Source organism: Streptomyces sp. NRRL F-5755 (assembly GCF_001279365.1).
GTDB classification, from domain to species: Bacteria; Actinomycetota; Actinomycetes; order Streptomycetales; family Streptomycetaceae; genus Streptomyces; species Streptomyces rimosus.
On the sequence record NZ_LGCW01000161.1, the window covers coordinates 1 to 24,208 of the forward strand.

The 24,208-nt window shown below is 72.5% G+C and carries 18 protein-coding genes, 1 pseudogene and 1 riboswitch; of the genes and pseudogenes, 11 read left to right on the forward strand and 8 right to left on the reverse strand.

The annotated features are described in order from the left end of the window. A pseudogene (locus tag ADK86_RS15960) lies at positions 1-302 on the forward strand (IS5/IS1182 family transposase); the annotation flags it as partial. Here ADK86_RS15960 and ADK86_RS15965 read toward each other — a convergent pair. Together ADK86_RS15965 and ADK86_RS15970 are read right to left on the reverse strand one after the other, a co-directional pair. After that, positions 237-1,058 (reverse strand): SDR family NAD(P)-dependent oxidoreductase, encoded by an 822-nt coding sequence (locus tag ADK86_RS15965; protein ID WP_053697178.1) that lies wholly within the window; start codon positions 1,056-1,058, stop codon positions 237-239. The pseudogene ADK86_RS15960 and the gene ADK86_RS15965 overlap by 66 nt on opposite strands. 55 nt (positions 1,059-1,113) lie before the next feature. Beyond that, positions 1,114-1,872: an SDR family NAD(P)-dependent oxidoreductase gene (locus ADK86_RS15970; protein ID WP_053697179.1), complete on the reverse strand. Its 759-nt coding sequence runs from the start codon at positions 1,870-1,872 to the stop codon at positions 1,114-1,116. 160 nt (positions 1,873-2,032) lie between these two features. Between ADK86_RS15970 and ADK86_RS15975 the strand changes: the two genes are divergently transcribed. Continuing rightward, positions 2,033-2,881 (forward strand): helix-turn-helix domain-containing protein, encoded by an 849-nt coding sequence (locus tag ADK86_RS15975; protein ID WP_078952069.1) that lies wholly within the window; start codon positions 2,033-2,035, stop codon positions 2,879-2,881. Here the strand turns inward: ADK86_RS15975 and ADK86_RS15980 are convergent. Further along, the gene (locus ADK86_RS15980) at positions 2,878-3,498 is read right to left on the reverse strand and encodes a GNAT family N-acetyltransferase (RefSeq protein WP_053697180.1); all 621 of its coding nucleotides are present in this window, start codon (positions 3,496-3,498) and stop codon (positions 2,878-2,880) included. The genes ADK86_RS15975 and ADK86_RS15980 overlap by 4 nt on opposite strands. Positions 3,499-3,989: 491 nt before the next feature. On the opposite strand from ADK86_RS15980, the gene ADK86_RS15985 reads away from it, so the two are divergent. Then, a complete protein-coding gene (locus ADK86_RS15985) occupies positions 3,990-4,343 on the forward strand; it encodes a hypothetical protein (RefSeq protein WP_030373125.1) in 354 nt (117 codons plus the stop codon). 56 nt (positions 4,344-4,399) lie between these two features. Here the strand turns inward: ADK86_RS15985 and ADK86_RS15990 are convergent, their stop codons facing one another. Then, positions 4,400-5,581 carry an NlpC/P60 family protein gene (locus ADK86_RS15990; protein ID WP_053697181.1) on the reverse strand — a complete coding sequence of 394 codons (1,182 nt, stop codon included), beginning with the start codon at positions 5,579-5,581 and terminating at the stop codon, positions 4,400-4,402. A gap of 7 nt (positions 5,582-5,588) precedes the next feature. Beyond that, positions 5,589-5,781: riboswitch (cyclic di-AMP (ydaO/yuaA leader) on the reverse strand. Positions 5,782-6,033: 252 nt separating this feature from the next. On the opposite strand from ADK86_RS15990, the gene pcrA reads away from it, so the two are divergent. Continuing rightward, a complete protein-coding gene (gene pcrA, locus ADK86_RS15995; RefSeq protein WP_053697182.1) occupies positions 6,034-8,511 on the forward strand; it encodes a DNA helicase PcrA in 2,478 nt (825 codons plus the stop codon). Positions 8,512-8,592: 81 nt separating this feature from the next. Here pcrA and ADK86_RS16000 read toward each other — a convergent pair whose 3' ends face one another. Both ADK86_RS16000 and ADK86_RS16005 read right to left on the reverse strand, forming a co-directional pair. Then, positions 8,593-10,302 carry a M23 family metallopeptidase gene (locus ADK86_RS16000; RefSeq protein WP_063789013.1) on the reverse strand — a complete coding sequence of 570 codons (1,710 nt, stop codon included), beginning with the start codon at positions 10,300-10,302 and terminating at the stop codon, positions 8,593-8,595. Between the two features lie 275 nt (positions 10,303-10,577). After that, complete coding sequence (locus ADK86_RS16005; RefSeq protein WP_053697184.1) at positions 10,578-11,480, reverse strand: esterase/lipase family protein; 903 nt, start codon at positions 11,478-11,480, stop codon at positions 10,578-10,580. Between the two features lie 449 nt (positions 11,481-11,929). On the opposite strand from ADK86_RS16005, the gene ADK86_RS16010 reads away from it, so the two are divergent. Beyond that, on the forward strand, positions 11,930-12,340 hold the full coding sequence (locus ADK86_RS16010; RefSeq protein WP_030586303.1) for a cobalamin B12-binding domain-containing protein: 411 nt from the start codon (positions 11,930-11,932) through the stop codon (positions 12,338-12,340). 65 nt (positions 12,341-12,405) lie between these two features. Here ADK86_RS16010 and ADK86_RS16015 read toward each other — a convergent pair whose 3' ends face one another. Together ADK86_RS16015 and ADK86_RS16020 are read right to left on the reverse strand one after the other, a co-directional pair. Further along, positions 12,406-14,145, reverse strand: a complete 1,740-nt coding sequence (locus ADK86_RS16015; protein WP_053697185.1) for a DUF5691 domain-containing protein — start codon at positions 14,143-14,145, stop codon at positions 12,406-12,408. Between the two features lie 82 nt (positions 14,146-14,227). Then, positions 14,228-15,610: an SWIM zinc finger family protein gene (locus tag ADK86_RS16020; RefSeq protein ID WP_053697186.1), complete on the reverse strand. Its 1,383-nt coding sequence runs from the start codon at positions 15,608-15,610 to the stop codon at positions 14,228-14,230. 154 nt (positions 15,611-15,764) lie between these two features. Here ADK86_RS16020 and ADK86_RS16025 point away from each other — a divergent pair, with 154 nt between their 5' ends. The 6 genes from ADK86_RS16025 to sucC all read left to right on the forward strand — a co-directional run bounded on the left by ADK86_RS16025 (position 15,765) and on the right by sucC (position 24,196). After that, positions 15,765-16,898, forward strand: a complete 1,134-nt coding sequence (locus ADK86_RS16025) for an ATP-binding protein (protein WP_030628982.1) — start codon at positions 15,765-15,767, stop codon at positions 16,896-16,898. Further along, positions 16,895-19,453 carry a DUF5682 family protein gene (locus ADK86_RS16030; protein ID WP_053697187.1) on the forward strand — a complete coding sequence of 853 codons (2,559 nt, stop codon included), beginning with the start codon at positions 16,895-16,897 and terminating at the stop codon, positions 19,451-19,453. The genes ADK86_RS16025 and ADK86_RS16030 overlap by 4 nt, the downstream gene beginning before the upstream one ends. Continuing rightward, positions 19,450-20,619 carry a VWA domain-containing protein gene (locus ADK86_RS16035; RefSeq protein WP_053697188.1) on the forward strand — a complete coding sequence of 390 codons (1,170 nt, stop codon included), beginning with the start codon at positions 19,450-19,452 and terminating at the stop codon, positions 20,617-20,619. Before ADK86_RS16030 ends, ADK86_RS16035 begins: the two co-directional genes overlap by 4 nt. A gap of 190 nt (positions 20,620-20,809) precedes the next feature. Then, positions 20,810-21,730 carry a hypothetical protein gene (locus ADK86_RS42300; protein WP_159393864.1) on the forward strand — a complete coding sequence of 307 codons (921 nt, stop codon included), beginning with the start codon at positions 20,810-20,812 and terminating at the stop codon, positions 21,728-21,730. Positions 21,731-21,859: 129 nt separating this feature from the next. Beyond that, positions 21,860-22,627, forward strand: coding sequence for a hypothetical protein (locus ADK86_RS16045; RefSeq protein ID WP_053697190.1), 768 nt, complete (start codon positions 21,860-21,862; stop codon positions 22,625-22,627). A 387-nt stretch (positions 22,628-23,014) separates the two neighbouring features. Then, positions 23,015-24,196: an ADP-forming succinate--CoA ligase subunit beta gene (sucC, locus tag ADK86_RS16050; protein ID WP_053697191.1), complete on the forward strand. Its 1,182-nt coding sequence runs from the start codon at positions 23,015-23,017 to the stop codon at positions 24,194-24,196. The last annotated feature ends 12 nt before the right edge of the window (positions 24,197-24,208 follow it).

A 24,208-nucleotide genomic window follows, 5' to 3' on the forward strand; every position in this document is an offset into this window, starting at 1 on the left:
CGCAGCCTGCCGACCAGGCCGCGAACCGCAAACGGCTCGGCAGCCGAGGCGGCAGGCCACCGGCCTTCGACCGCGAGGCCTACAAGCAGCGGAACACCGCCGAACACTGCATCAACAAGCTCAAGCAATGGCGCGGCCTGGCCACCCGCTACGACAAGACCGCCACCATCTACCTCACCGGACTCCACCTCGCCGCCATCTTCATCTGGTCAGCGAGGCGATCCGAAAGAAACGGCCTAGATCGCGGTGAAGCCCCCGTCAGCGGCGACCACGGCCCCCGTGACGTAGCCGGACCGCGGTGAGACGAGGAAGCACAGCACCTCGGCGATCTCCATGGGCTGCGCCACGCGGCCCAGCGGCTGCGCACCGGCGAAGGATGCCAGGTACGCGCGGCTGTCGCCGCGGAACGTGTCGAGGAAATCGGTCTCGATGACGCCCGCGGCAACGATGTTGGCGCGGATGCCCAGCGGCCCGCCCTCGACGGCGAGCACCTTGGTCAGCTGGGCCAGCGCCCCCTTCGACGCGCTGTAGGCGGCGCCTTCGGGCAGGGCGACGGTGCAGGTGTACGAGCCGGTGCTGACGATGGCCCCGCCGCCGCGGTCCTGCATGGCCCGGAACGCCTCGCGGGCGAAGAAGAACGACCCGCGGGCGTTGACCGCCATGACCGTGTCCCAGTCCTCGGCGGTGGTCTCGGTGACGGGCTTGCTCAGCATGCGACCGGCGTTGTTCACCAGGATGTCCAGCCCGCCGAAGGTGTCGACGGCGGACCGTACCGCCTGGACGGCGGTCTCCTCCTGGGTGATGTCACCGGCCAGGGGCAGGACGCGCGGTTCGGGGGCGGTGTCGGTGCCGGATTCGGCCAGGGGAAACTCGTCCGGCAGGGTACGGACCTCAGGGCGTACGTCCACGGCGACGACGCGCGCGCCACGGGCGACGAGCAGCCCCACCGTCTCCTTGCCGACGCCACGCGCGGCCCCGGTGACGAGGGCGACCTTTCCGGCGAACTCGGGGGCTTCGGTGGGTGTGGATGTGGGTGTGGATGCGGATGCGGAATTCATGGAGGGTCCTTAGGAAGAAATGCAGGGGAATTCGGGCGTCACTCGGATACGGCACTCAGTGCGCCGTCAGCCCGCCGTCCACCACCAGCTCCGAGCCGGTGACGAACGAGGACTCGTCGCAGGCCAGGAAGAGAATCGCGGACGCGATCTCATCGGCCCGGCCGGCCCGTCGCATCGGGGTGCGCCGGATGTCCGGCTGCTGGTCGCCCTGCTCGTCCAGGATTTCCTGGATCATGGGCGTGGCGATCACCCCGGGGTGCACGGAGTTGACCCGTACGCCCTGCCGCGCGTACTCGACCGCGGCGGTCTTGCTGAGCAGCCGTACCGCTCCCTTGGACGCCTGGTAGGCCGCCGCCGAGCCGCTTCCCACGAGCCCGAGCACCGACGAGGTGTTGATCACCGACGCGTTGCCGCTCGCCCGCAGGAGCGGCATCGCCGCCCTCATGCCGAGCCACGTGCCCTTCTGGTTCACGTCGATGACGCGATCCCAGGCCTCCTCCCGGGTGTCCTCGATGCCCGGCCAGTCCACGATGCCGGCGAGGTTCACGAGGACGTCCAGGGCACCGAACCGGTCGCGTACGACGGTGATCACGTCGTCCCACTCCCGTGCCGCGGAGACATCGAGGCGTACGGCGGCGACTTCCGCGCCGTACGCCTCGATCCGGTCCGCCAGGTCGCGCAGCGGGCCCTCGGCGACATCGGTGATCACCAGCCGGGCGCCCTCCCGGGCGAAGAGTTCGGCGGTCTCCCTGCCGATGCCGCCGGTGGCACCGGTGATCAATGCGACCTTGCCGTCGAGCCGAAGCCTTGCCATGGAACGGTCCTTGCTGCTCGTACTGCTGACTACTGATTGCCGGGCCGGTTCCGACCCGCTCCGCCGAGTCTCCGCAGGTCAGCAGCGAGCAACCAGGACGTGGACTGCCTGGGTGCAGCACACCCAGGCACCCCGCCGGACCGCCGCCTAGCCTGGCCGCATGGACGACAACCACCTGGGGGACTTCCTGCGCGGACGCCGCGCCGGGCTGCGACCGGAGGACGTGGGCATGGCGAGTTACGGGGCCCGCAGGGTCGCCGGACTGCGCCGCGAAGAGGTCGCCGTCCTGACCGGAGTGAGCGCCGACTACTACACGCGCCTGGAACAGGGGCGCGAACGCAATCCCTCGGCGCAGGTACTCGACGCCCTCAGCCGCGCGCTGCACCTCGACGCGGACGCCCGCGCACACCTGTACCGGCTGGCCGGGGTCGCCCCGGACCACCAGGCCGCCACCCGGGCCGCAGAGCAGGTCAGTCCTGCGCTGCGCCAGCTGATGGACGGCTACCCGAACACCCCGGCGCTCGTCCTAGGCGTTGCCCTGGACATCCTGGCCACCAACGCTCTGGCCGACGCCCTCTACGCCCCGTTCAAGCCCGCGGGCAACCTGGCCCTTATGACCTTCGCCGACCCCGCGGGCCGGGACTTCTACACGGACTGGGACCGGGCGGCCCAGGCCACCGTCGCCAACCTGCGCCAGGCGGCGGGCTACGACCCGGACCACCCACGGCTGCGCGAAATCGTCCGTACCCTCACCGGACAGAGCGCGGACTTCGCCCGCCTCTGGAACGCCCACAGCGTGCGCGGCAAGACCCGGGACGCCAAGCGCCTCCTGCACCCGGACGTCGGCCCGCTCACGCTCACCTACCAGGCGTTCGACGTACGCGACGCCCCCGGCCAGCAACTCGTCATCTACCACGCCGAACCGGGCAGCCCCAGCGCCCAGGCCCTCGACCTGCTCGGCTCGCTCCACGCGACCCGCCGTCAGGCCGGCCCCGACCGTCGGCGCTAGCCGGTGGCGCTGTCCTCCGCCGCAGGCGGCAGGCGTACGGCCGTGACCGGGGCGTGCAGCCGCCACCCCAGGGACCGGTAGAGGGCCCGCCCGGCGGGGCTGGCCACGAGGATGCCGCGGGCGGCGCCCAGCCGGACCATGTGGGCCGTCAGCGCGTTCATGACGAGGCGGCCCAGGCCACGACGGCGGTGCGCCGCACAGGTGCTGATCATGTCGAAGACCGCCGACGGGGGCGCGGAGGCGTCGGTGAGACCGGCCCGTCCCCGGGCGGCGAGATGGCCGGTGGCAGCGTCCAGAACGCGGCATTGGTAGACGCCGGTGCCGTCCTCGTCCGCCGTCTCGACGGTGTAGCCGGCCGGCGCCGCCACAGGGGCGGGCACCGGGGGCAGAGCGGCCGACATCAGGAACTGCGGCTCGGTGATCTCCCAGGTGGCAGGCAGGACGGGGGCGACTTCCGAGCGCGGGGCGCAGACGTTGATCCACAGGTTGGGGGTGGTGATCGATGCGGTGAGGTCGCGGAGGACGCCCGGGTCGGCGGCGGGGAAGACGTAGCGGTGCGACCAGACGGGGACACGGACCTCGACGTAGAAGCCGCCGTGGACTGCGACGGGGGGCACGGCGCCACGGCACCGCGCCAAGCCGTGCACCCAGGTCCGGACGAGGTCCGGGTGCACGGCGGGGGGAGGGGAGGAGGGGGAGGGAAAGTGCGAACCGGCCGTATCTATAGGGAGGTTCATACGGCCGATCTTAAGGCGGGTCATCGTACGGACAGAGGCTTCGTCGTTCCGGCGCCCGCCTTCCTGGGTCCGGCGGCGACCCGTAACAGGGGGAGCGGGCCGCCGCCGTTCCTCTCGGCGGGGACGGCCGACGACCGCCGGGGCGGAATCCGGCGGCGGTGGGGAGTCGGCCGCCTGATTGAGGACGCTAAACCTCGGCACCACAAAAGGGGGACGGGTTGACGGGTATTGCTCGTTCTCGCCCTGTCGGTGTGTACGCCTGCCCGTTGCCGCACGTCTCGAAGGCATGACGGAAGCGGACTCCGACCGGAGTGGAAGAGAGGCGGACCTGAGTACGAAGCCGTGGTAGGCGAGGGCTACGATCCACCACTATGGACGTAGTGACCAAGGTCTTCGTGGGTCTGCACATCATCGGCATCGCGTCGCTGCTCGGCGGCTTCCTGACCCAGCTGAAGCCGATGAGCGCGGGCACCGCCCGCTTCGTGCCGGCCATGCTGCACGGCGCGCTGACGATGCTGGTGACCGGCGTCATCCTGGTCGGCCTCAACCAGGCCCAGGACCACTCGCTCAACAACATCAAGTTGGGCGTGAAGCTCGCCGTACTGGTCGTGATCCTGGGCCTGGTCTACGTGAAGCGCGACGAGGAGAAGGTGGAGAAGCCCTTCTTCCTGGCGGTGGGGCTGCTGACGGTGGTCAACATCTTCATCGCGCTGCTGTGGACGTGAGCAGCAACCGCTGAGGACCTGCCGAGGGCCGTGGGGCGCACCCCACGGCCCTCTTCTCATGCCGGCCGCACGCTCCCGTAGATCGGCATGTAGTAGATCGACTCGACCCGCACACTGGCCCCCGGCTTGGGGGCGTGGATCATCTTGCCGTCGCCGATGTACATGCCGACGTGGCTGATGTCGTTGTAGAAGAACACCAGGTCACCGGGCTTGAGGTCCTTGGTCGCCACCCGGTCGCCGGCCTTCACCTGGTCCCAGGTCGTACGGGGCAGCGAGACGCCCGCCGCCTTCCAGGCCGCCTGCGTCAGGCCGGAGCAGTCGTAGGAGTTCGGGCCCGTCGCGCCCCAGACGTACGGCTTGCCCATCTGCGCGCGGGCGAACGCGAGCGCCTTGGCGGCCTTGGTCGCGTACGAACCGTCGGACGTACCGCTGCCGGAGCCACCGGACCCGCCGGAACCGCCATCCGGCGTTCCGGTGCCCGGGTCCGGATTGTCGTGCTGTTTGCGGTCCTCCCGCTCCTTGCGCTCCTTCTCGGCCTGCTTACGGGCCAGCTCCTCGGCCTTGCGCTTGGCCTCGGCCTCCTTCTTGCGCTCCAGCTCCGCCAGCCGCGCCTTCTCCTGGGCGGTCAGCCGGGACAGCAGCTGCCGGGCCTCGGCCAGCTTGGCCTGGACGTCCTTCTTGGACTCCTTCAGGGATGCCTGCGTCTCGGTGAGCCGCTCCAGGCTCCGGGACGCCTCGGCCCGCTGGCGTACGGCCTTGGCCTGCTGCTCCTGATAGTCGCTGACGGCCTTCTTCTGCGCGCCGGTCAGCTGGTCCATCAGGTGGCTGCGGTCCGCGAACTGCTGCGGGTTACGGGCCAGGAGCAGCTGCGCGGTCGGGCTGATGCCGCCGCTGCGGTACTGGGCCGCGGCGTACGTGCCCAACTGGCGCCGGGCGTCGTTCATCTTCTGGGTGCGCCGTGCGGTGTCGTCCAGGAGGCGGTCGACGGTGCCGCGCTGCTCGTCGGCCTGCTCCTTGACGGCGTTGTACTTCTGGGTCGCCACTTCGGCCTGCCGGTAGAGGTCGTCGACCTTCTGCTTGACCTCTTCGATGGACTGCTTCGGCTGGCTCGGCGCGGCTTCGGCCGTCTGCGAGAGCAGGGTGACCGAGGCGAGGGCTGCGGTGGTGAGCCCGGCGGCCGTACGTCGGCTACCGGGGGAGGTGAGTATGCGGGTGCGCGGCTTGCGGTGCGACGCCAAGGTCGGCGCCTCCTTCCGTGGACCGCCTACCGGGTTAGCTGTCGGGTTCGGGCCACTGCGGAAGGCTTGCCCTACGGCCTGTACGGCTGCGGGAGAGGTCCTGGGGGCGCGTGCCCCGGCACCTCGCGCCGTACCGGCCGATTCACCCCGGTGGTACGTGTGGGTCCCCGGCTCCGGATGCCTGGCGGCAGGGCCGGACTCGGCGGGGGCGGCCCGTGCGGACGCTGTTCGACCGCGGGGACGGCGGGCTGCCCGAGCGAGCACGGTAGCCAACCCGTGTGGCTCCTGGGAAGGCTGATGTGCGATATGCCCGAAACCTTTTCGTGATCTTTCCGCGACCGGTGCGTGTCCTGTGACGCCCGCCACCCGCCGGGGGAGGCGGGCCAGGTCACACGGCCGGTTTTCGCGGTTCGGGCCGGGCTGTCAGTGCGGCGGCCTACACTCGATGGGCGATGAGCAGCCTCTTTGACGACAGTTTCCTGGCGGACCTCGAACCCACGGATGAGGGGCCCCCGCCGCCTCCCGAGGACGAGAGCGGTCCGGCACAGGAGGAGATCCCGGCCGACCTGTTCGGCGGGCGCTTCGACGTGCCCGGCGGCATCCCGCACGCCGTGGGCCCGGGCCGCGACCCGTACTACCGCGACGGCGCCCCCCGCCCCGCGGTGGACCCCGCCGCCCTCCTGGAGGGGCTGAACGACCAGCAGAAGGCCGCCGTGGTGCACAGCGGCGGGCCGCTGCTCATCGTCGCGGGCGCCGGCTCCGGCAAGACCCGCGTCCTGACGCACCGCATCGCGCACCTGCTCGGCGCCCGCGGTGTGCACCCCGGCCAGATCCTCGCGATCACCTTCACCAACAAGGCCGCGGGCGAGATGAAGGAGCGCGTCGAGGACCTGGTGGGCCCCCGTGCGAACGCCATGTGGGTCTCCACCTTCCACAGCGCGTGCGTGCGCATCCTGCGCCGCGAGTCCAAGAAGCTGGGCTTCACGTCGTCCTTCTCGATCTACGACGCGGCCGACTCCAAGCGCCTGATGGCCCTGGTCTGCCGGGATCTGGACCTCGACCCCAAGCGGTTCCCGCCCAAGTCCTTCAGCGCCAAGGTCTCCAACCTCAAGAACGAGCTCATCGACGAGGAGACCTTCGCGCAGCAGGCTGCCGACGGGTTCGAGAAGTCGGTGGCCGAGGCGTACACGATGTACCAGGCCCGGCTGCGGGAGGCCAACGCCCTGGACTTCGACGACATCATCATGACCACGGTCAACCTCCTCCAGGCGTTCCCCGATGTCGCCGATCACTACCGCCGCCGCTTCCGGCACGTCCTCGTCGACGAGTACCAGGACACCAACCACGCCCAGTACACCCTCGTACGGGAGCTGGTGGGGCCTGCCGAGTCGGCCGGTGAGCTGTGCGTGGTCGGTGACGCCGACCAGTCGATCTACGCGTTCCGCGGCGCCACGATCCGTAACATCCTCCAGTTCGAGGAGGACTATCCGGACGCCACGACGATCATGCTGGAGCAGAACTACCGCTCCTCCCAGACGATCCTCAGCGCCGCCAACGCCGTCATCGAGCGCAACGAGAACCGCCGCCCCAAGAACCTGTGGACGGACGCCGGCGAGGGCCCCCGCATCATCGGCTACGTCGCCGACACCGAGCACGACGAGGCCCAGTTCGTCGCCGACGAGATCGACCGGCTGACCGACGCGGGCGACGCCAAGGCGGGCGATGTCGCGGTCTTCTACCGCACCAACGCCCAGTCCCGCGTCTTCGAAGAGATCTTCATCCGGGTCGGCCTGCCCTACAAGGTCGTCGGCGGTGTGCGCTTCTACGAGCGCAAGGAGGTCCGCGACGTCCTCGCGTACCTGCGCGTCCTCGCCAACCCCGAGGACACCGTCCCGCTGCGCCGCATCCTGAACGTGCCCAAGCGCGGCATCGGCGAGCGCGCCGAGGCGATGATCGACGCGCTGTCCGCCCGCGAGAAGATCACCTTCCCGCAGGCGCTGCGCCGCGTCGACGAGGCGTACGGCATGGCCGCGCGCTCCGCCAACGCCGTCAAGCGCTTCAACACGCTCATGGAGGAGCTGCGGACCATCGTCGAGTCCGGCGCGGGCCCCGCCACTGTCCTGGAGGCGGTCCTGGAGCGTACGGGCTATCTGGCCGAGCTCCAGTCCTCGACCGACCCGCAGGACGAGACCCGCATCGAGAACCTCCAGGAACTGGCCGCCGTCGCCCTCGAATTCGAGCAGGACCGCGGCGAGGAGAACCCCGGCACCCTCGCCGACTTCCTGGAGCAGGTCGCGCTGGTCGCCGACTCCGACCAGATTCCGGACGAGGACGAGGAGGGCACCGGCGTCATCACCCTCATGACGCTGCACACCGCCAAGGGCCTGGAGTTCCCCACCGTCTTCCTGACCGGCATGGAGGACGGCGTCTTCCCGCACATGCGCGCGCTCGGCCAGACCAAGGAGCTGGAGGAGGAGCGCCGCCTGGCGTACGTCGGCATCACCCGCGCCCGCGAACGGCTCTACGTGACCCGCTCCACGATGCGCAGCGCCTGGGGCCAGCCGTCGTACAACCCGCCCTCCCGCTTCCTGGAGGAGATCCCGGACAAGTACGTGGACTGGCGGCGCACGGGCCCCGCGACGCCCTCCGCCTCGATGGGCAGCCTCTCCGGCACGGGCGGCGGGGGCTTCGGCTCCGGCCTGTCCTCGTCGCGTACGAAGGCGGGCCCGAGCGGCTTCGCGACCCGGCGCGCCAAGGACCGCGAGGTGGTCTCGCTGGCGGTCGGCGACCGCGTCACGCACGACAGCTTCGGTCTGGGCTCGGTCGTCGCGGTCAAGGGCAGCGGCGACAACGCGGAGGCGACGATCGACTTCGGCGGCGAGAAGCCGAAGCGGCTGCTGCTGCGGTACGCGCCGGTGGAGAAGCTCTGACGCCGGCCGGGAAGCTCTGACGCAGCTGTCCGGCGCTCCCTCAAGGGGTGCGCCGGACGGGGCGTCAGCCGTGCCGGCCGGTCAGTTCGGGTTGAGCCCGTGGCTGCGCAGCCACGGCAGCGGGTCTATGGCCGAGCCGCCGCCCGGGCGCACCTCGAAGTGCAGGTGCGGTCCCGTGGAGTTGCCGGAACTGCCCGAGTACGCGATCTGGTCGCCCGCCTTGACCTTGCCCGACCGGATCTTGGTGCTGCTCAGATGGCAGTACCAGGTCTCGGTGCCGTCGGGGGCGGTCACGATCGCCATGTTGCCGTAGGCGGAGTTCCACTGGGTGCGTACGGTGCCGTCGGTGGCGGCCATGACGGGCGTGCCGAAGCCGACCGGGAAGTCGATGCCGGTGTGCACGGACATCCAGTTCACGCCCGCCTGCCCGTACAGCGCGCTCAGACCGTGCTGCGCGACGGGCAGCACGAACTTGGGGCGCATCGCCTCCTTGCGCGCCGCCTCGTCGGCCTTGCGCTTCTTCTCGGCGAGCTGCCGGGCCTTGAGGTCGATGCGCTCCTGCGTACGGCTGGCGCGGTCGGCGAAGTCGTCGGCGCCCGCGCTCAGGCTGGCGAGCTGAGTGTCGAGCTTGTTGTTGGCGACGGCCGGCTGCACGGCCGCGGGGTCCCCTGCGGCCTGGGTCGTCGTGCCGTCCTTGGCGCCGCTCTCGGCGCCGCTGGTGACGGAGGCGGCGGCGACGGCGCACACACCCATGGCGGCGACCGAGGGCACCGCGACGGTCAGCAGCGCGGAGCGCTTGGCGGTACGGCGGCGACCGCGGCCGGACGACCCGCTGCCCTGCGCGGCACGGCGCGAGCGGGAGCCGCGCGCGACGGGCACGCCGCTGGAGGCGGGGCTGCCCTCGGGAGTGATGTCGGTGGCGTACGGGTCCTCGGCGGCCTCAGGGGCCCCGGGGCCTCCAGGGGCCTGGGAGCCGAGGCCGTCGAAACCGTCCGGGCCGTCGAGGTCGGGCGTGATCGCCGGGGTGGTCTGGGTGAGCGCTTCGGCGATGGCGGTGGCGCCGAGGCCGTGCTCGTCGGCGAATCGGTCCTCCGCCGCGTCCGTACCCGAAGCCGCCTCATACGTTCCGTAGGCGGACCCGTACTGATCGTTTGTGTTCGCGTACGGTCCGGAACCGTACGGCTGCCCGCTTTCGTGCGGTTCGCCGCCGTACAGGCCCAGGCCGGGCCCGGCCCAAGTCATGGTCTCCCACTGGGAGCTGGCGGCGTCGCCGTACGGGTACCCGGTCTGCGGCGGTCCCGCCTGCGCCGGAATACCGGCGATCACGTCCGACTCCACGGCCCCCCAGACCGCGGTGGCCTCGTAGGCGTCGGGGCCGGTCGCGCCGCCCGGTCCGTAGCCGCCGTCGTACGCCGTGTGGGAGTACGGGTCGTAGGCGGCCTCCGGCTGCGTGCCGGTGGCGGGGGAGCCGGAGTTGGCCGCTCCGGTGCCGTAGACGCCCGCGGGGTGGGTACCCGCGTCGTAGCCGCCGCCGTAGGCACCGGTCGCGTACGCGGCGGTGGCGTACGCGTCGGTGCCGTACGCGGTGGTGTCGTACGGCGAAGCGTCGTGCGCGCCGGTGGCCTGGTGGCCGGGGAGCGCACCGAAGTACGGTGCGCCGCCGCCGTATGCCGCCTGGCCGGCCTGGGTGTCCTGGTGCCCGTAGGACTCGTAGGCGGGGTAATGCGCATACGAGGCATCGGGAGACGGGACAGCCGGAGCGGGGGACTCCGGCGAGTGACGGTCGTTCACCACCACTTCTCTTTCGCCTCGGCAGCAGGAGAATTAGCGGCGACTGTACCCGGCGGTACGTGACGGCGACAATCTTCGGCAGGTTTCGGGCTTCCCGACAACGGGCATTTGGCCGCCTTTCGGCGGACAGTATGCGCGTTCTTGGCGCCGCGTTCGAGGGGCGTTCGAAGCGGCGCGGGGTGCGCCGGTGCGCGCGCGGAGATCGAAAGGGCGCGCGCGACCTTGGAAAGTGCCCAGGCGGCAGCCGTGTGGCAGCCGGCCCGGGGCGGCGGAGGTCAGGCCACGGATGTGGTGCTCACGCTGCCTTCCGCCTCCTCTTCGGCGCCGAGCGCTTCCCGTATTCCGGCTGCCACCGCACCGTTGACCGGGAGGGCGAGATGCCCTACGCCGGATACCCGCACGCTACGGGTGATCAAATCCCGGTGATCGATTCGCGCGGTCTCCACCGGGACCATCAGCTGGTCCAAGTCGCTCCAGAAGCTGACGAAATGCGTACGGCAATTCGGGGCGGGCCGCGCCAACTCCACGATCACGTCGGAATGCGGCCGCATCTGCCGGACCAGCGGATGGGCCGACATCAAAGGCGCGACCCGGGTACCGCCGTGCGGGGTGCCGAGGGTGACCAGGGTGCGTACGCGGAGGTCGCCGCCCAGCCGCTGCGCGTAGTAGCGGGCGATCAGGCCGCCGAGGCTGTGGCCCACCAGGTCGACACGGCTGTGGCCGGTGCGCTCGCAGATCTGCTCGACGTGGCGGCCGAGCAGCTCGGCGGCCTTGCGCAGGTCACAGGTGAGCGGCGAGTAGTTGAGCGCTTCCACGTGGCGCCAGCCGTGCCGGAGCAGCGAGCGGCGCAGCAGCACGAAGACGGAGCGGTTGTCGATGAAGCCGTGCAGCAGGAGCACCGGGGGATGGCCGCGGCCTTCGGTGGGCAGCAGCGCCGTCCGGGCGGCCGGGACCGTACCGGCGGTGGTGCGGGTGCCGGTATCGGTCTCGTCGGCGCCGCCGGTGCCGTGTTCCGGGTCCGGGCCGGCGGGCGTGCCGGGGAGAGCTCTGGGCTGTTCCTGCTGGATGCCGGTCGGGTACAGCAGAAGGTGCCCGACGAGAATCGCCAGCTCCACTACCGTCGCGCGCAGCAGCGCGGAGGGGCGGGCCAGACAGCAGAGAAAGGGCAGGGCCTTCATGGCCGACCTCCCGAATGGCACGCGGGAGACGACTCTGTCCCCCGTATGCCCTCATGGGCAGCCGTTTCCGGCAACGTACAAGTACGTGAACGAGCTGCTGCCAAGAGTGTGAGCGAGCTGTTGTCCGGCCGTACGGATACGAAGACGGAAGCGTTCAGGGGCCGGACCCCCGTGCCGCGCGGCTGACGGCGCGGAGGAACGGCGACCTCACTGCGGCTCCCCGTGCGTGCGTCCCGCCGCGTGAAGGATCGCGGAACGCAACGCGTAGCGAACGTGTCCCAATGTGTGATTTCCCCCTCCCTCAGTGTTACGAAACGGCCGGGTACGGGATGCTGGCGATAACGTTCGTTCACGCTTGGGGCGGCCGACGCGGCCGCACATCGGATGTCGGTCGGCGGCCCTGTTCCGTACAGGTGCCGCGTCGTGCCGTGCAGGGCTGGGAGGCAGTGATGGGTGTGCAGGGTCCGATCCGCGTGGTGGTGGCCAAGCCGGGGCTCGACGGCCACGACCGGGGGGCCAAGGTCATCGCGCGGGCGCTGCGCGACGCCGGCATGGAGGTCATCTACACGGGGCTGCACCAGACGCCGGAGCAGGTCGTGGACACCGCGATCCAGGAGGACGCCGACGCGATCGGGCTGTCCATCCTCTCCGGGGCGCACAACACCCTCTTCGCGAAGGTCATAGAGCTGCTCAAGGAGCGCGACGCGGCGGACATCAAGGTCTTCGGCGGCGGCATCATCCCGGAAGCGGACATCCCGCCCCTCAAGGAGCTGGGCGTCGCCGAGATCTTCACGCCCGGGGCCACCACCACGGCGATCGTGGAGTGGGTCCGGGCCAATGTGCGGCAGCTGGCGGCCTGACGGCACGGTGACGCGCCGGCCGCCCGGGGCCGGGCGGCCGGCCGGCGGCGCGGCGGCAGGGCGGCTCACGGGGCCAGCTCCGCCCGCATCGTGGCACGCAGCCGTAGCGTGCCCACCAGCCGCTGGAACGCCTCGGACCAGTAGCCGACCGCTCCCGGCGAGCCGTCGGCGGGTTCGTCCGGGGTCGCGATGAGCATGTCGAGCCGGTCCGCCGCGGCCGGGTCCAGGCAGCGTTCGGCCAGGCCCATCACGCCGCTGAAACTCCACGGATAACTGCCCGCGTCCCGGGCGATGTCCAGTGCGTCGACCACCGCCCGCCCCAGCGGCTCGGACCACGGCACCGCGCACACCCCGAGCATCCGGAACGCGTCGGACAGGCCGTGGGCCGCTATGAATTCCGCGGCCCATCGCGCACGTTCGTCCTCGGGCAGCACCGTCAGCAGCCGCGCGAGGTCGCGCGACGAACCGGCCGGGATGTCGGGGGCGGCGCCGGTCGTGGTGGCGGGCGCGGAGCCGTTGGCTGCCGGACCGGTTCCGTACGTCCCCGTACCCGCCCCCGGCCCCGTGCCCGGCTGGGCGGCGCCCGGAGGACCGAGAAGGGCCCGGGTCCAGGCCACGTCCCGCTGGCGGACGGCGGCGCGGCACCAGGCGTCGTGCAGTTCCGTACGCCAGCCGTCGGCCACCGGCAGGGCCACGATCGCCGCCGGTTCCCGGCCGCCCAGCCACCGGCTCCAGCAGTCCAGCGGCGCGGCCTCCAGCAGCTGGCCCAGCCACCAGGCACGCTGACCGCGCCCGGTCGGCGGCCGGAGAACCACCCCGTCCCGCTGCATCGCCGCGTCGCACTCCCGCGGCGCTTCGACGACGAGGGACCAGGCGCCCGTATCGCCCGTATCGGAGGAGTGCCCGGCGAAGCTGTCCGCGCCGTCCTCGATGCGCGCCAGTTTGACGCAGGCCCGGGCGCGGTCGGCCATCCGCCCGGCGAGCGCGGTGCCGGGCAGGGCCGACAGCAACTCGGCGGCGGTGCCGCGGACGTTACGGCTGCGGTCGGACAGCGCCTGCTCAAGGAACGGCTCATCGGCCACCGTCAGGCCCTCGCGCAGCGAGTCGAGGAACATCAGCCGGTCCTCGGCCCGTTCCGTACTCCAGGTGCGGGCCAGCAGGGCGCGGCCGGCCGCCGGATCGCGGCGGCGCAGCGATGCGAGCAGGGAGACCCGCTCCGCGAACAGGCCCTCCTCCCACAGGGCGCGCACGGCCTCCGGATCGTCGGGGCCGGGCAGCGCGGCCGTGCTCCCGGCGCCGCGCAGCGCGAACTTCCACTCGTCGTTCAGCCGCGCCAGCCACAGGGCCCGCGGCCCGGCGAAGGCGAGGGCCGCGGCGCGCAGGTCCGTACGCGCGCGGGCCGCGTCGAGCAGCGCGGGCAGCAGCGCCTCGGGGGCGCGGTAGCCGTACTCGGCTGCGGCGGTGAGCCACTGCGGCAGCAGCTCGGTCAGGTCGGGGGCCGTGCCGCGGCGGTGGCCGCCGCCGGTGCCGTTACGGTCGGCGAGCAGCAGGCCGAGTCTGCGCCGCGCGGCCGGCGGCAGCGGCGGTCGCGGGTCGGACGGAGCCGGTACGGGACGCTCCCGGGCGGGCGCGGGGCGCAGCGCGGCCCGGCGCCGGACCGTGCTGACGGCGGCCGCGTCCAGCAGCGCCCCCGCGGCGCTGCGGCCCGCACGGCCGGTGACCGGCGGCGTACGGCGCTCCGTACCGAGCAGCGCCGCGCTCACCAGGTCGTCCCAGGTGGCGGAGGTGATGGTTTCGTCGATCATGGTTGTCCCCCGGGCAGTGATCGGACGGATGGGTGGTGATGGCCGGTGGGCCGGTGGTCGAGGGCCGATCGCGGCCGTCGGGTCACAAGGCGACCGGTTCCGGGTCCCAGGTGGTCAGGGGTGTGAAACCGCGGTGGCCGCATTCGCCGAAGACCGTGACCGGCTCGCCGCCGGATATCGCGGCCAGGCGCCACAGGCCCGCCCGCTCCGTACAGCGCGGGTCCACGGGAAGGGCCGACTCCCCGTCGGCGTCGGCCAGTTGCCAGGGATCGCCGTCGCGCCCCGGTATCGGTACGACATCGGTCAGGACCACCGGCCAGGCGTCGAGCCAGGGGTCGTCGCGCAGCGCGTGTCCGTACGCGGCGAGGGCGGCGTCGGTGCCGCCGCCCGGCGGCGGGCCACCGGCCGGGGCCGGATCGGCGTGCCGCGTGCCCAGGACGACGCGCAGCGGGCGGGCGCCCGGGTAGTAGGCGAGATCGGCGTCCAGGACGAGACCTCTCGGCAGTGAGAGGTCCAGCGGCCGGTCCCGCCCGCCGAAGGAGAGATGCAGCGCCATGCGCCCCGTGCGCTCGCCGCGCAGCCATATGCGCCTGCTGGTCAGCATCCCTTCCTCGGCGTCCTGTTGGGCGAGCACCAGCCAGCGGTCGCGCACGGACGTGGTGTCCGCTCCGGCGAGCACGTCCGCCGCGTCGGTGGTGAGCCCGACGCGGGTGCGGACCGTCGCGGCCAGGGCGGGCGGCAGGCGCTCCACGCCCAGGAACGCCTGGTCGAGGAGGTGGATCAGGGAGCATTCCGCGAGGAGCCGGGACGGCCAGTCCGGCCCGGAGGTCGCCGCCGACCCCAACTCCCGCACGCGCGCGGCGAGTCCGGGTGCCTGGGCGTCCACCATGCGGGCCGCCGTCTCGTCCCAGGTGCCGTATCCCGCGCGGTCGGCGGTGGCCAGTCCGGAGCGGAGCAGGTCCTCCAGTCGCTGTTCCAGCTCGGTGGCCCCGGCGGCGATCCGCTGCACGCGCAGCGCGGCCCGTCGCCGGGCGGCGTCCTGATTGGCAGCGGACGACGCGGAACCCGAACTGGCTTCGCCAGAAGCCCCATTGCTCGCCGCTGCCGTCTTCTTCTCCGCGCGCTGCCGGCGGGCGGTGAGCCATTCCGCCACCCACGCGGGAGGCTCGCCCTCGCCGACGGCCCCTTCTTCCCCCGCCCACATCAGCAGCAGTCCCAGTGCGTGCTTGCACGGGAACTTGCGGCTCGGACAACTGCATTTGAAGGCCGGCCCTGCGGTGTCCACGACGGTTTGGTACGGCTTGCTGCCGCTGCCCTTGCACAGGCCCCACACCGCGCTGCCCCGTGTGCCGGTCTCCGGCCAGGAGCCCGGTGTCGCGAGCCTGCTCCCCGCCTTGCGTGACGGTGCGTCGGGCGCGAGCGCGAGCACGTGATCCGACGTCCAGCGTTCCCCCTGCGGATTCATGTCCCAAACGCTACGAGCACCCACTGACAATCGCTCTGACCAGCGGAAACACCGCCGTGCGGGGTGATTGTCAGTGGCGTGGTGCAGGGTGGTTCACGCAAGCGGCCGGCGAGTGGCGGGGTGCCGGCCGCGGACGTTGCGACGAGGGGGAATCATGACCGAGAACCACACCGGAGACGTCGTCGGCGGAGCCGGAGCCGACGACTCCGCGCAGGTCCTGCGCCCGCACGCGGAGGACGCGTTCGCGCAGGAGCTGAAGGCGCTCGCGGCGGCCGACGACCGGCCGCGCCCGGAGCGCTGGCGGCTGTCGCCGTGGGCGGTGGCGACCTATCTGCTGGGCGGCACCCTGCCGGACGGCACGCTCATCACACCCAAGTACGTGGGCCCGCGCCGGATCGTCGAGGTGGCGGTGACGACCCTCGCGACCGACCGCGCGCTGCTGCTGCTCGGCGTGCCCGGCACGGCCAAGACCTGGGTGTCCGAGCACCTGGCGGCCGCGGTCAGCGGCGACTCGACCCTGCTCGTGCAGGGCACGGCCGGCACCCCGGAAGAGGCCATCCGCTACGGCTGGAACTACGCACAGCTGCTCGCCCACGGCCCCAGCCGGGACGCGCTGGTGCCCAGCCCGGTCATGCGGGCGATGGCGCAGGGCATGACCGCGCGCGTGGAGGAGCTGACCCGCATCCCCGCCGACGTACAGGACACGCTCATCACGGTCCTGTCGGAGAAGACCCTCCCCATTCCGGAGCTGGGCCAGGAGGTCCAGGCGGTGCGCGGCTTCAACCTGATCGCCACGGCCAACGACCGCGACCGCGGGGTGAACGAACTCTCCAGCGCGCTGCGCCGCCGCTTCAACACGGTCGTCCTGCCGCTGCCCGCGACGCCCGAGGAGGAGGTGGACATCGTCTCCCGGCGCGTCGAGCAGATCGGCCGCTCCCTGGACCTGCCGCCCGCGCCCGCCGGGACGGACGAGATCCGCCGGGTCGTCACGGTCTTCCGTGAGCTGCGCGACGGCGTCACCGCCGACGGCCGCACCAAGCTCAAGTCCCCTTCGGGCACGCTCTCCACGGCCGAGGCGATCTCCGTGGTCACCAACGGCCTGGCGCTGGCCACCCACTTCGGTGACGGCGTGCTGCGGTCCGGGGACGTGGCCGCGGGCATCCTGGGCGCGGTGATACGCGACCCGGCGGCGGACCGGGTCGTCTGGCAGGAGTATCTGGAGACCGTGGTGCGCGAGCGCGACGGCTGGAAGGACTTCTACCGCGCCTGCCGCGAGGCCGGCGCATGACCGGCCGGGACCAGCCGCTGCTGCTGGGAGTACGCCATCACGGCCCGGGCTCGGCGCGTGCGGTGCGGGCCGTGCTGGAGCGGTACGAGCCCCCCGCGGTGCTGATCGAGGGCCCGCCGGAGGCGGACGCGCTGGTGGCCCTGGCCGCCGACGAGGCGATGCGCCCGCCGGTCGCGCTGCTCGCCCATGTGCCCACCGACCCGGGACGGGCGGCGTTCTGGCCGCTGGCCGAGTTCTCCCCGGAGTGGGTGGCGATCCGGTGGGCCCTGGCCCATGACGTACCGGTGCGCTTCATCGACCTGCCGGCGGCCCATTCCCTGGCGATGGGGGAGGGCGAGGGGGATGGCGGGGACGAAGCCGAGGACGGGGGCAGCCGGGGAGCGGTGAGTGCTGGGCGGGGCGAGGCCGATGTCCGTACGGCGGGCTCCATCCGGGCGGCCGACGCCGAGGACCGTACGCCAGGCCCTGGACGTACGGCAGGCCCCGACCGACCGGCTGAGGCAGATGCAGCCCCCACACCGGCCCCCGCCCCCACGCCACCCCCCGACCGCGCGGCGGAGGCCCGGATCGATCCCGTCGCGGTGCTCGCCGAGGCCGCCGGGTACGACGACCCGGAGCGCTGGTGGGAGGACGTGATCGAGCATCGTGCCCACGGACACCGGCCGGGGAGCGGAAGTGCGAGCGGGCTGACGGGGGAGGACCCGCTCGCGCCGTTCGAGGCGCTGGCCGAGGCGATGACGGCGCTGCGGGAGGCGTACGGCGTCGGCGGACACGACCGCGATCTGGTGCGCGAGGCCCATATGCGGCTGCGGCTGCGCGACGCGCGCCGGGAGTTCGGGGAGGGCGTCGCGGTGGTGTGCGGCGCGTGGCACGTCCCGGCGCTGGCCCGGCGGACGACGGTGACCGCCGACCGGCAGCTCCTGAAGGGCCTGCCGAAGGTGAAGCCCGAGGTGACGTGGGTGCCGTGGACCCACCGCAGGCTGTCGCGCCGCAGCGGCTACGGCGCGGGCATCTCCTCGCCCGGCTGGTACGGCCACCTCTTCAGCGCGCCGGACCGCCCCATCGAGCGCTGGATGACGAAGGTCGCCGGCCTGCTGCGCGAGGAGGACTACGCCGTCTCCTCGGCGCACGTGATCGAGGCCGTACGGCTCGCCGACGCGTTGGCCGTGATGCGCGGCCGCCCGCTGGCCGGGCTGGCCGAGGCGGGCGACGCGGTGCGCGCGGTGCTCGGCGACGGGTCCGACGCGCCGTCCGCCCTGATCCACGAACGTCTGGTCGTGGGCGACGTACTGGGAGAGGTGCCGGAAAGCGCACCCGCGGTGCCGCTCCAGCGCGACATCGCCCGCAGCCAGCGGTCGCTGCGCCTCAAACCGGAGGCGGCGGAGCGGGAGCTGGACCTCGACCTGCGCAAGGAGACGGACGCCGGGCGGAGCAGGCTGCTGCACCGGCTGCGGCTGCTCGGCGTGCCGTGGGGCGAGCCCGCCCGGACCCGGGCCGGCACCGGCACGTTCCGGGAGAGCTGGCGGCTGCGGTGGGAGCCGGAGCTTTCCGTACGGGCCGCGGAAGCCGGCATATGGGGCACGACGGTGGAGGTCGCCGCGACGGCCAAGGCGCGGTCCGACGCCGTGGGGACCTCGACCCTCGCGGACGTGACGGCGCTGGCCGAGCGCTGTCTGCTCGCCGCGCTCCCGGACGCGCTCCCCGTGGTCATGCGGGTGCTGACGGACCGCGCCGCACTGGACGCGGATGTCGGGCACCTCGCCCAGGCACTGCCCGCGCTGGTGCGCTCGGTGCGCTACGGCGATGTGCGCGGCACGGACGCCGCCGCGCTCGGCGAGGTGGCGACCGGGCTGGCCGAGCGGGTCTTCGTCGGCCTGCCCCCGGCCTGTACGGGCCTGGACGCGGACGGCGCCGCTGACATGCGCAACCACCTGGACGCGACGCACCACGCGGTGGGCCTCCTGGACGAGGTCCGGGCGGACCGGCCCGGCGGGCTGCGGGAGCGCTGGGCAGGGGTGCTGCGGAAGCTGGCCGAGCGGGAGCCGGTGCCCGGCCTCCTGCGGGGGCGGGCGGTCCGGCTGCTGCTCGACGACGGGCGGCTGGCCCCCGAGGACGCGGAACGCCTGATGGGGCTGGCCCTGTCGGCGGGGACCCCGCCGGCCGAAGCGGCGGGCTGGATCGAGGGGTTCGCGGGCGGCGACGCGGGCGGACTGCTGCTGGTGCACGACGAGCGGCTGCTCGCCCTGGTGGACGGCTGGCTGGCGGACGTACCGGCGGACGCGTTCACGGACGTACTGCCGCTGCTGCGACGGACGTTCGCGGAGTACGACGCCGGAGTGCGGCGCACACTCGGCGAGTTGGTGCGCCGCGACCCGGCCGGCGCCACCGGAACCGCCACCGCGCGGGGCGATCAGGAGGCCGCGATACCGGGCTTCGGCCCCGGCCTGGACCGCGACCGGGCGGCAGCCGTGCTGCCCACCCTGCGCGTCCTGCTGGGCCTCCCGGAAGGCATGGACAGCACGCAGGACACGAACCGTACGGGGGTGGCCGGATGAGCGGGACGCAGGACAGGACGCAGGAGCGGCTGCGGCGGTGGCGGCTGGTACTGGGCGGGGACGGCGCCGACGGTACCGGCTGTGAGCTGCGCGGACAGGACGCCGCCATGGACGGGGCGCTCAGCGCGCTCTACGGAGGCCGCCGGCCGGGCGGCGCGGGCGACGGCGGAGCGCGCACGGCGGGGCTGGGCGCCTCGGCGCCGAACGTGGCCCGCTGGCTGGGCGACATCCGTACGTACTTCCCCACCTCCGTCGTCCAGGTCATGCAGCGCGACGCGATCGAACGGCTCGGGCTGTCCGCGCTGCTGCTGGAACCGGAGATGCTGGAGGCCGTCGAGGCCGACGTGCACCTGGTGGGGACGCTGCTGTCGCTCAACAAGGTCATGCCCGAGACGACGAAGGAGACCGCGCGGGCCGTGGTGCGCAAGGTCGTCGAGCAGCTGGAGAAACGGCTCTCGTCCCGCACCCGTGCCACGCTCACCGGCGCCCTGGACCGGTCGGCGCGCGTCAGCCGCCCCCGGCACCGGGACATCGACTGGGACCGCACCATCCGCGCGAACCTCAAGAACTACCTGCCCGAGTACCGCACGGTCGTCCCCGAGCGGCTGATCGGTTACGGACGGGCCGCGCAGTCCGTGAAGAAGGATGTGGTGCTCTGCATCGACCAGTCCGGGTCGATGGCGGCCTCCGTGGTCTACGCCTCCGTGTTCGGGGCGGTGCTGGCGTCCATGCGTGCCATCGCGACCCGGCTGGTCGTCTTCGACACCGCGGTGGTCGACCTGACCGACGAGCTGGACGACCCGGTCGATGTGCTCTTCGGTACGCAGCTCGGCGGCGGTACGGACATCAACCGCGCGCTCGCCTACTGCCAGTCGCAGATCACCCGGCCCGCCGACACCGTCGTCGTGCTGATCAGCGACCTCTACGAGGGCGGCATACGCGACGAGATGCTCAAACGGGTCGCGGCGATGAAGGCGTCCGGGGTGCAGTTCGTGGCGCTCCTCGCGCTGTCGGACGAGGGAGCGCCCGCCTACGACCGGGAGCACGCGGCGGCCCTCGCGGCCCTCGGCGCACCGGCGTTCGCCTGCACGCCGGACCTCTTCCCCGAGGTGATGGCGGCCGCGATCGAAAAGCGCCCGCTGCCGATACCGGACATGGCGGGGTAACGGTGATGAGAGCCCCGCGGGGCTTGCGGGGCCCCTGGTCCGTCGTGCAAGGATCAGGGCACCGCGCGATCACCGCGATGCACGTGCCGCCGGTTCCCCGGAGCCGCACGGCTCCCGGCACCGCGCGTGTGCCGCACCCACGCCCAAGTCGCCTTTCCCGTCGTCACGTTCCGCCGTAAAGGATCTCCTCGTGTCTGCCGTGACCGCTCCTCCCGCCGCCGCGCGCCTGCCGCGCAGCGTGCTGGTGCGGCGTGCGCTGCTGGCGGGGCTCTTCCTGGCGGGGTTCGTGGCGTTCGGGTTCGCGTTCGGTGGCGGTGCGCAGGCCGCGGACCGTACGGCGGGACCCGACCCGCGGTTCGGCCCGACGATGGAAGCCGCGCCGACGGCAGCCGCGAAGAAGGCGGCAGCCGTGAAGAAGGCGTCCGGAACGCCCGTCGGAAAGGCCGTGCGGCCCGTCGCCGAGCGGACCGGAACGGTCGTCGAAAGCGGCGCTGAGCAGGCCGAACCAGTAACGCGTCCGGTCACCGAAACGGCCACCAGGCCGGTCACCGAACCGGTACGGGACGCGGTGCGCGAGGTGCACCGCGCCGGGGACGCGGCCTCGCTCCCCGTACACCTGCCCGTACGGCTGCCCGGCCTGCTTCCCGGCGTTGACGGCAACGGTGATCACGGTCCCGACCACGGGCCCGGCGACGGCCACGGTGAGCAGCCGGGCCAGGGCTCAGGGCCGCAGCACACCCCCGGCCCGCACGACGCCACCACCGGCAGCGCGCAAGCTGCCGCAAGCGCCAAGCCCGCGGAGTGCGAGCCCACTTCGGCAATCCCGCACGTCCTCGGCGACGCATCGCCGCGTACCGCGCAGCGCGCCGCCTCGGCCTCCGGACAGCAGCCGGGCCAGGGCCGCAGCGGCTTCCCCGGCCGGCTTCCGCAGGGGCCCGCCTCGGCGGCCTCGCACACCGCCGGTGACGGCCACGGCCCGCGCGGCGGTGACCACTTCGCCGCCGTACCGGCGCATCCCGCGCACTTCGGGCTGGTGCCCGGAGGCGTCCGCGCGGCCGCCGAGCCGCCGACGCGGCAGCGTGCCGCGGACATTCTCGAATTCCCGGGCTAGGGCAGACCTTCGGACCTCCGGCGTCCGAGTTCCCCGTCCGCAGACATCGCGTCTGCGCAGGACCTGCCGCGCGGGGGCGGAACAGGTCTGCCCGCCGAACCCCCTGAATTCGAAGGAAGTCTGCTCATCATGCGTACGCACATCCGTCGTTCCATCGTCGTAGCCGCCGCCGCTTCCGGCCTGTGGGCCCTGGGCTCCGTCGCCGCCAGCGCGGCCGACCTGCCCGGCACCGCCGACCTGCCCGCCGCCGCGACGAAGACCGTGGACGGCGTGACCGGCCAGGTCACCAAGGTCACCGGTGGCGACGTCCACACCCAGGACCTGCCCGCCACCCCGAAGCTCCCCGCCGCCGACGGCCTCGGCAAGGTCACCAAGGTCACCAAGGTCACCAAGGTCACCAAGGTGGCCGAGCTGGACGAGGCCGCCGAGCTGGGCAAGGTCACCAAGGTGGCCAAGGCCACCGACCTCACCCGCACCACCCAGCACGCGGTCGGCAAGGCTGCGCCCGTCGCCCAGCGGGCCGTGAGCAAGGCCGTGCCGGACGCCCAGCGCGCGGTGAGCAAGGTAGTGCCCGTCGCCCAGGGCGCGGTCGGCGGTGCCGGTCAGCTCGGCGGCGACGTCGCCGGCCAGGCGACCCCGTTCGTGCAGCGTGTTGCCGGTGGCGCGCAGATCTTCGTCCAGGGCGTGGCCACGGACGCCACCCCCTTCGCGCAGGGCGTGACCGGCACGGTGCGTACGGACGCCACCGGCATCGCGGGCAGCGCGGCCTCGGGCCTGCGGGACGTACTCCCGGGCCGGACCCTGCCCACCACGCCTGCCCTGCCCACCACCCCCGTCGACCTGACCAGCCCCGCCAACATCCCGGCCCTCCCGGCGTTGCCGGCCCAGGGCCTCTGACACCGCATGTGACATCCCGCATGCCACCGCTCCTCATCGGCGGATGACGAGCGGATCGCCGGGCGGCTCCTCGTGGGGAAGGGGCCGCCCGGCTCCGTGCTGTGCGGTCGGTGCGCGCGGGCTCCGGCAAGCCGGCGTTCACCCGGCGGTACCTGCCCGTGAACTGTGACCGTTCTCTCTGTGACTGTTATCACCGCCGCAGTGTGATCTGCGATTTAGGGAGGCCGGTCCCGCGGGGATAACCTGCGAGACGGACATGCCGCGTACCGGCCACCGTGTACGCCTCCCTCAGTGACAGCGCAGTCACGTTGCCCTTCGCGGCACGCCCATGCAGACAACGAACCGCGATCACTACGGCGATTCTGAGTAGACAAGGGACGGACGCGCGTGGACCTGTTCGAGTACCAGGCGAGGGACCTCTTCGCCAAGCACGGTGTACCGGTGCTGGCCGGTGAAGTCATCGACACGCCTGAGGCGGCACGCGCGGCGACCGAGCGCCTCGGCGGCAAGTCCGTCGTCAAGGCGCAGGTGAAGGTCGGCGGCCGCGGCAAGGCCGGCGGCGTGAAGCTGGCGGCCTCCGAGGACGAGGCCGTCGAGCACGCGACCAACATCCTCGGCATGGACATCAAGGGCCACACGGTCCACAAGGTGATGATCGCCGAGACGGCTCCGGAGATCGTGGAGGAGTACTACGTCTCCTTCCTCCTGGACCGCACCAACCGCACCTTCCTCTCCATCGCGTCCGTCGAGGGCGGCGTGGAGATCGAGGAGGTCGCGGCCACCCGCCCCGAGGCCGTCGCCAAGACCCCGATCGACGCCAACGAGGGTGTGACCCCGCAGAAGGCGCGCGAGATCGTCGAGGCCGCGAAGTTCCCGGCCGAGGTCGCCGACAAGGTCGCGGACGTGCTGGTCACCCTGTGGAAGACCTTCATCGCCGAGGACGCGCTCCTGGTCGAGGTCAACCCGCTGGCCAAGGTCGCCTCCGGCGACATCCTGGCCCTGGACGGCAAGGTCTCGCTCGACGAGAACGCCGACTTCCGCCAGCCCGAGCACGAGGCCCTGGAGGACAAGGCCGCGGCCAACCCGCTGGAGGCCGCCGCCAAGGCCAAGGGCCTGAACTACGTCAAGCTCGACGGCCAGGTCGGCATCATCGGCAACGGCGCGGGTCTCGTCATGAGCACCCTCGACGTCGTCGCGTACGCCGGTGAGAAGCACGACAACGTCAAGCCCGCCAACTTCCTCGACATCGGCGGCGGCGCCTCCGCCGAGGTCATGGCGAACGGCCTGGAGATCATCCTCGGCGACCCGGACGTCAAGTCCGTGTTCGTCAACGTCTTCGGCGGCATCACCGCCTGCGACGAGGTCGCCAACGGCATCGTGCAGGCCCTGGAGCTGCTGAAGTCCAAGGGCGAGGACGTCACCAAGCCGCTGGTCGTCCGTCTGGACGGCAACAACGCGGAGCTCGGTCGCAAGATCCTGAGCGACGCCAACCACCCGCTGGTCCAGCGCGTGGACACCATGGATGGCGCGGCCGACAAGGCCGCCGAGCTCGCCGCGGCTGCGAAGTAAGGGATAGAGGGA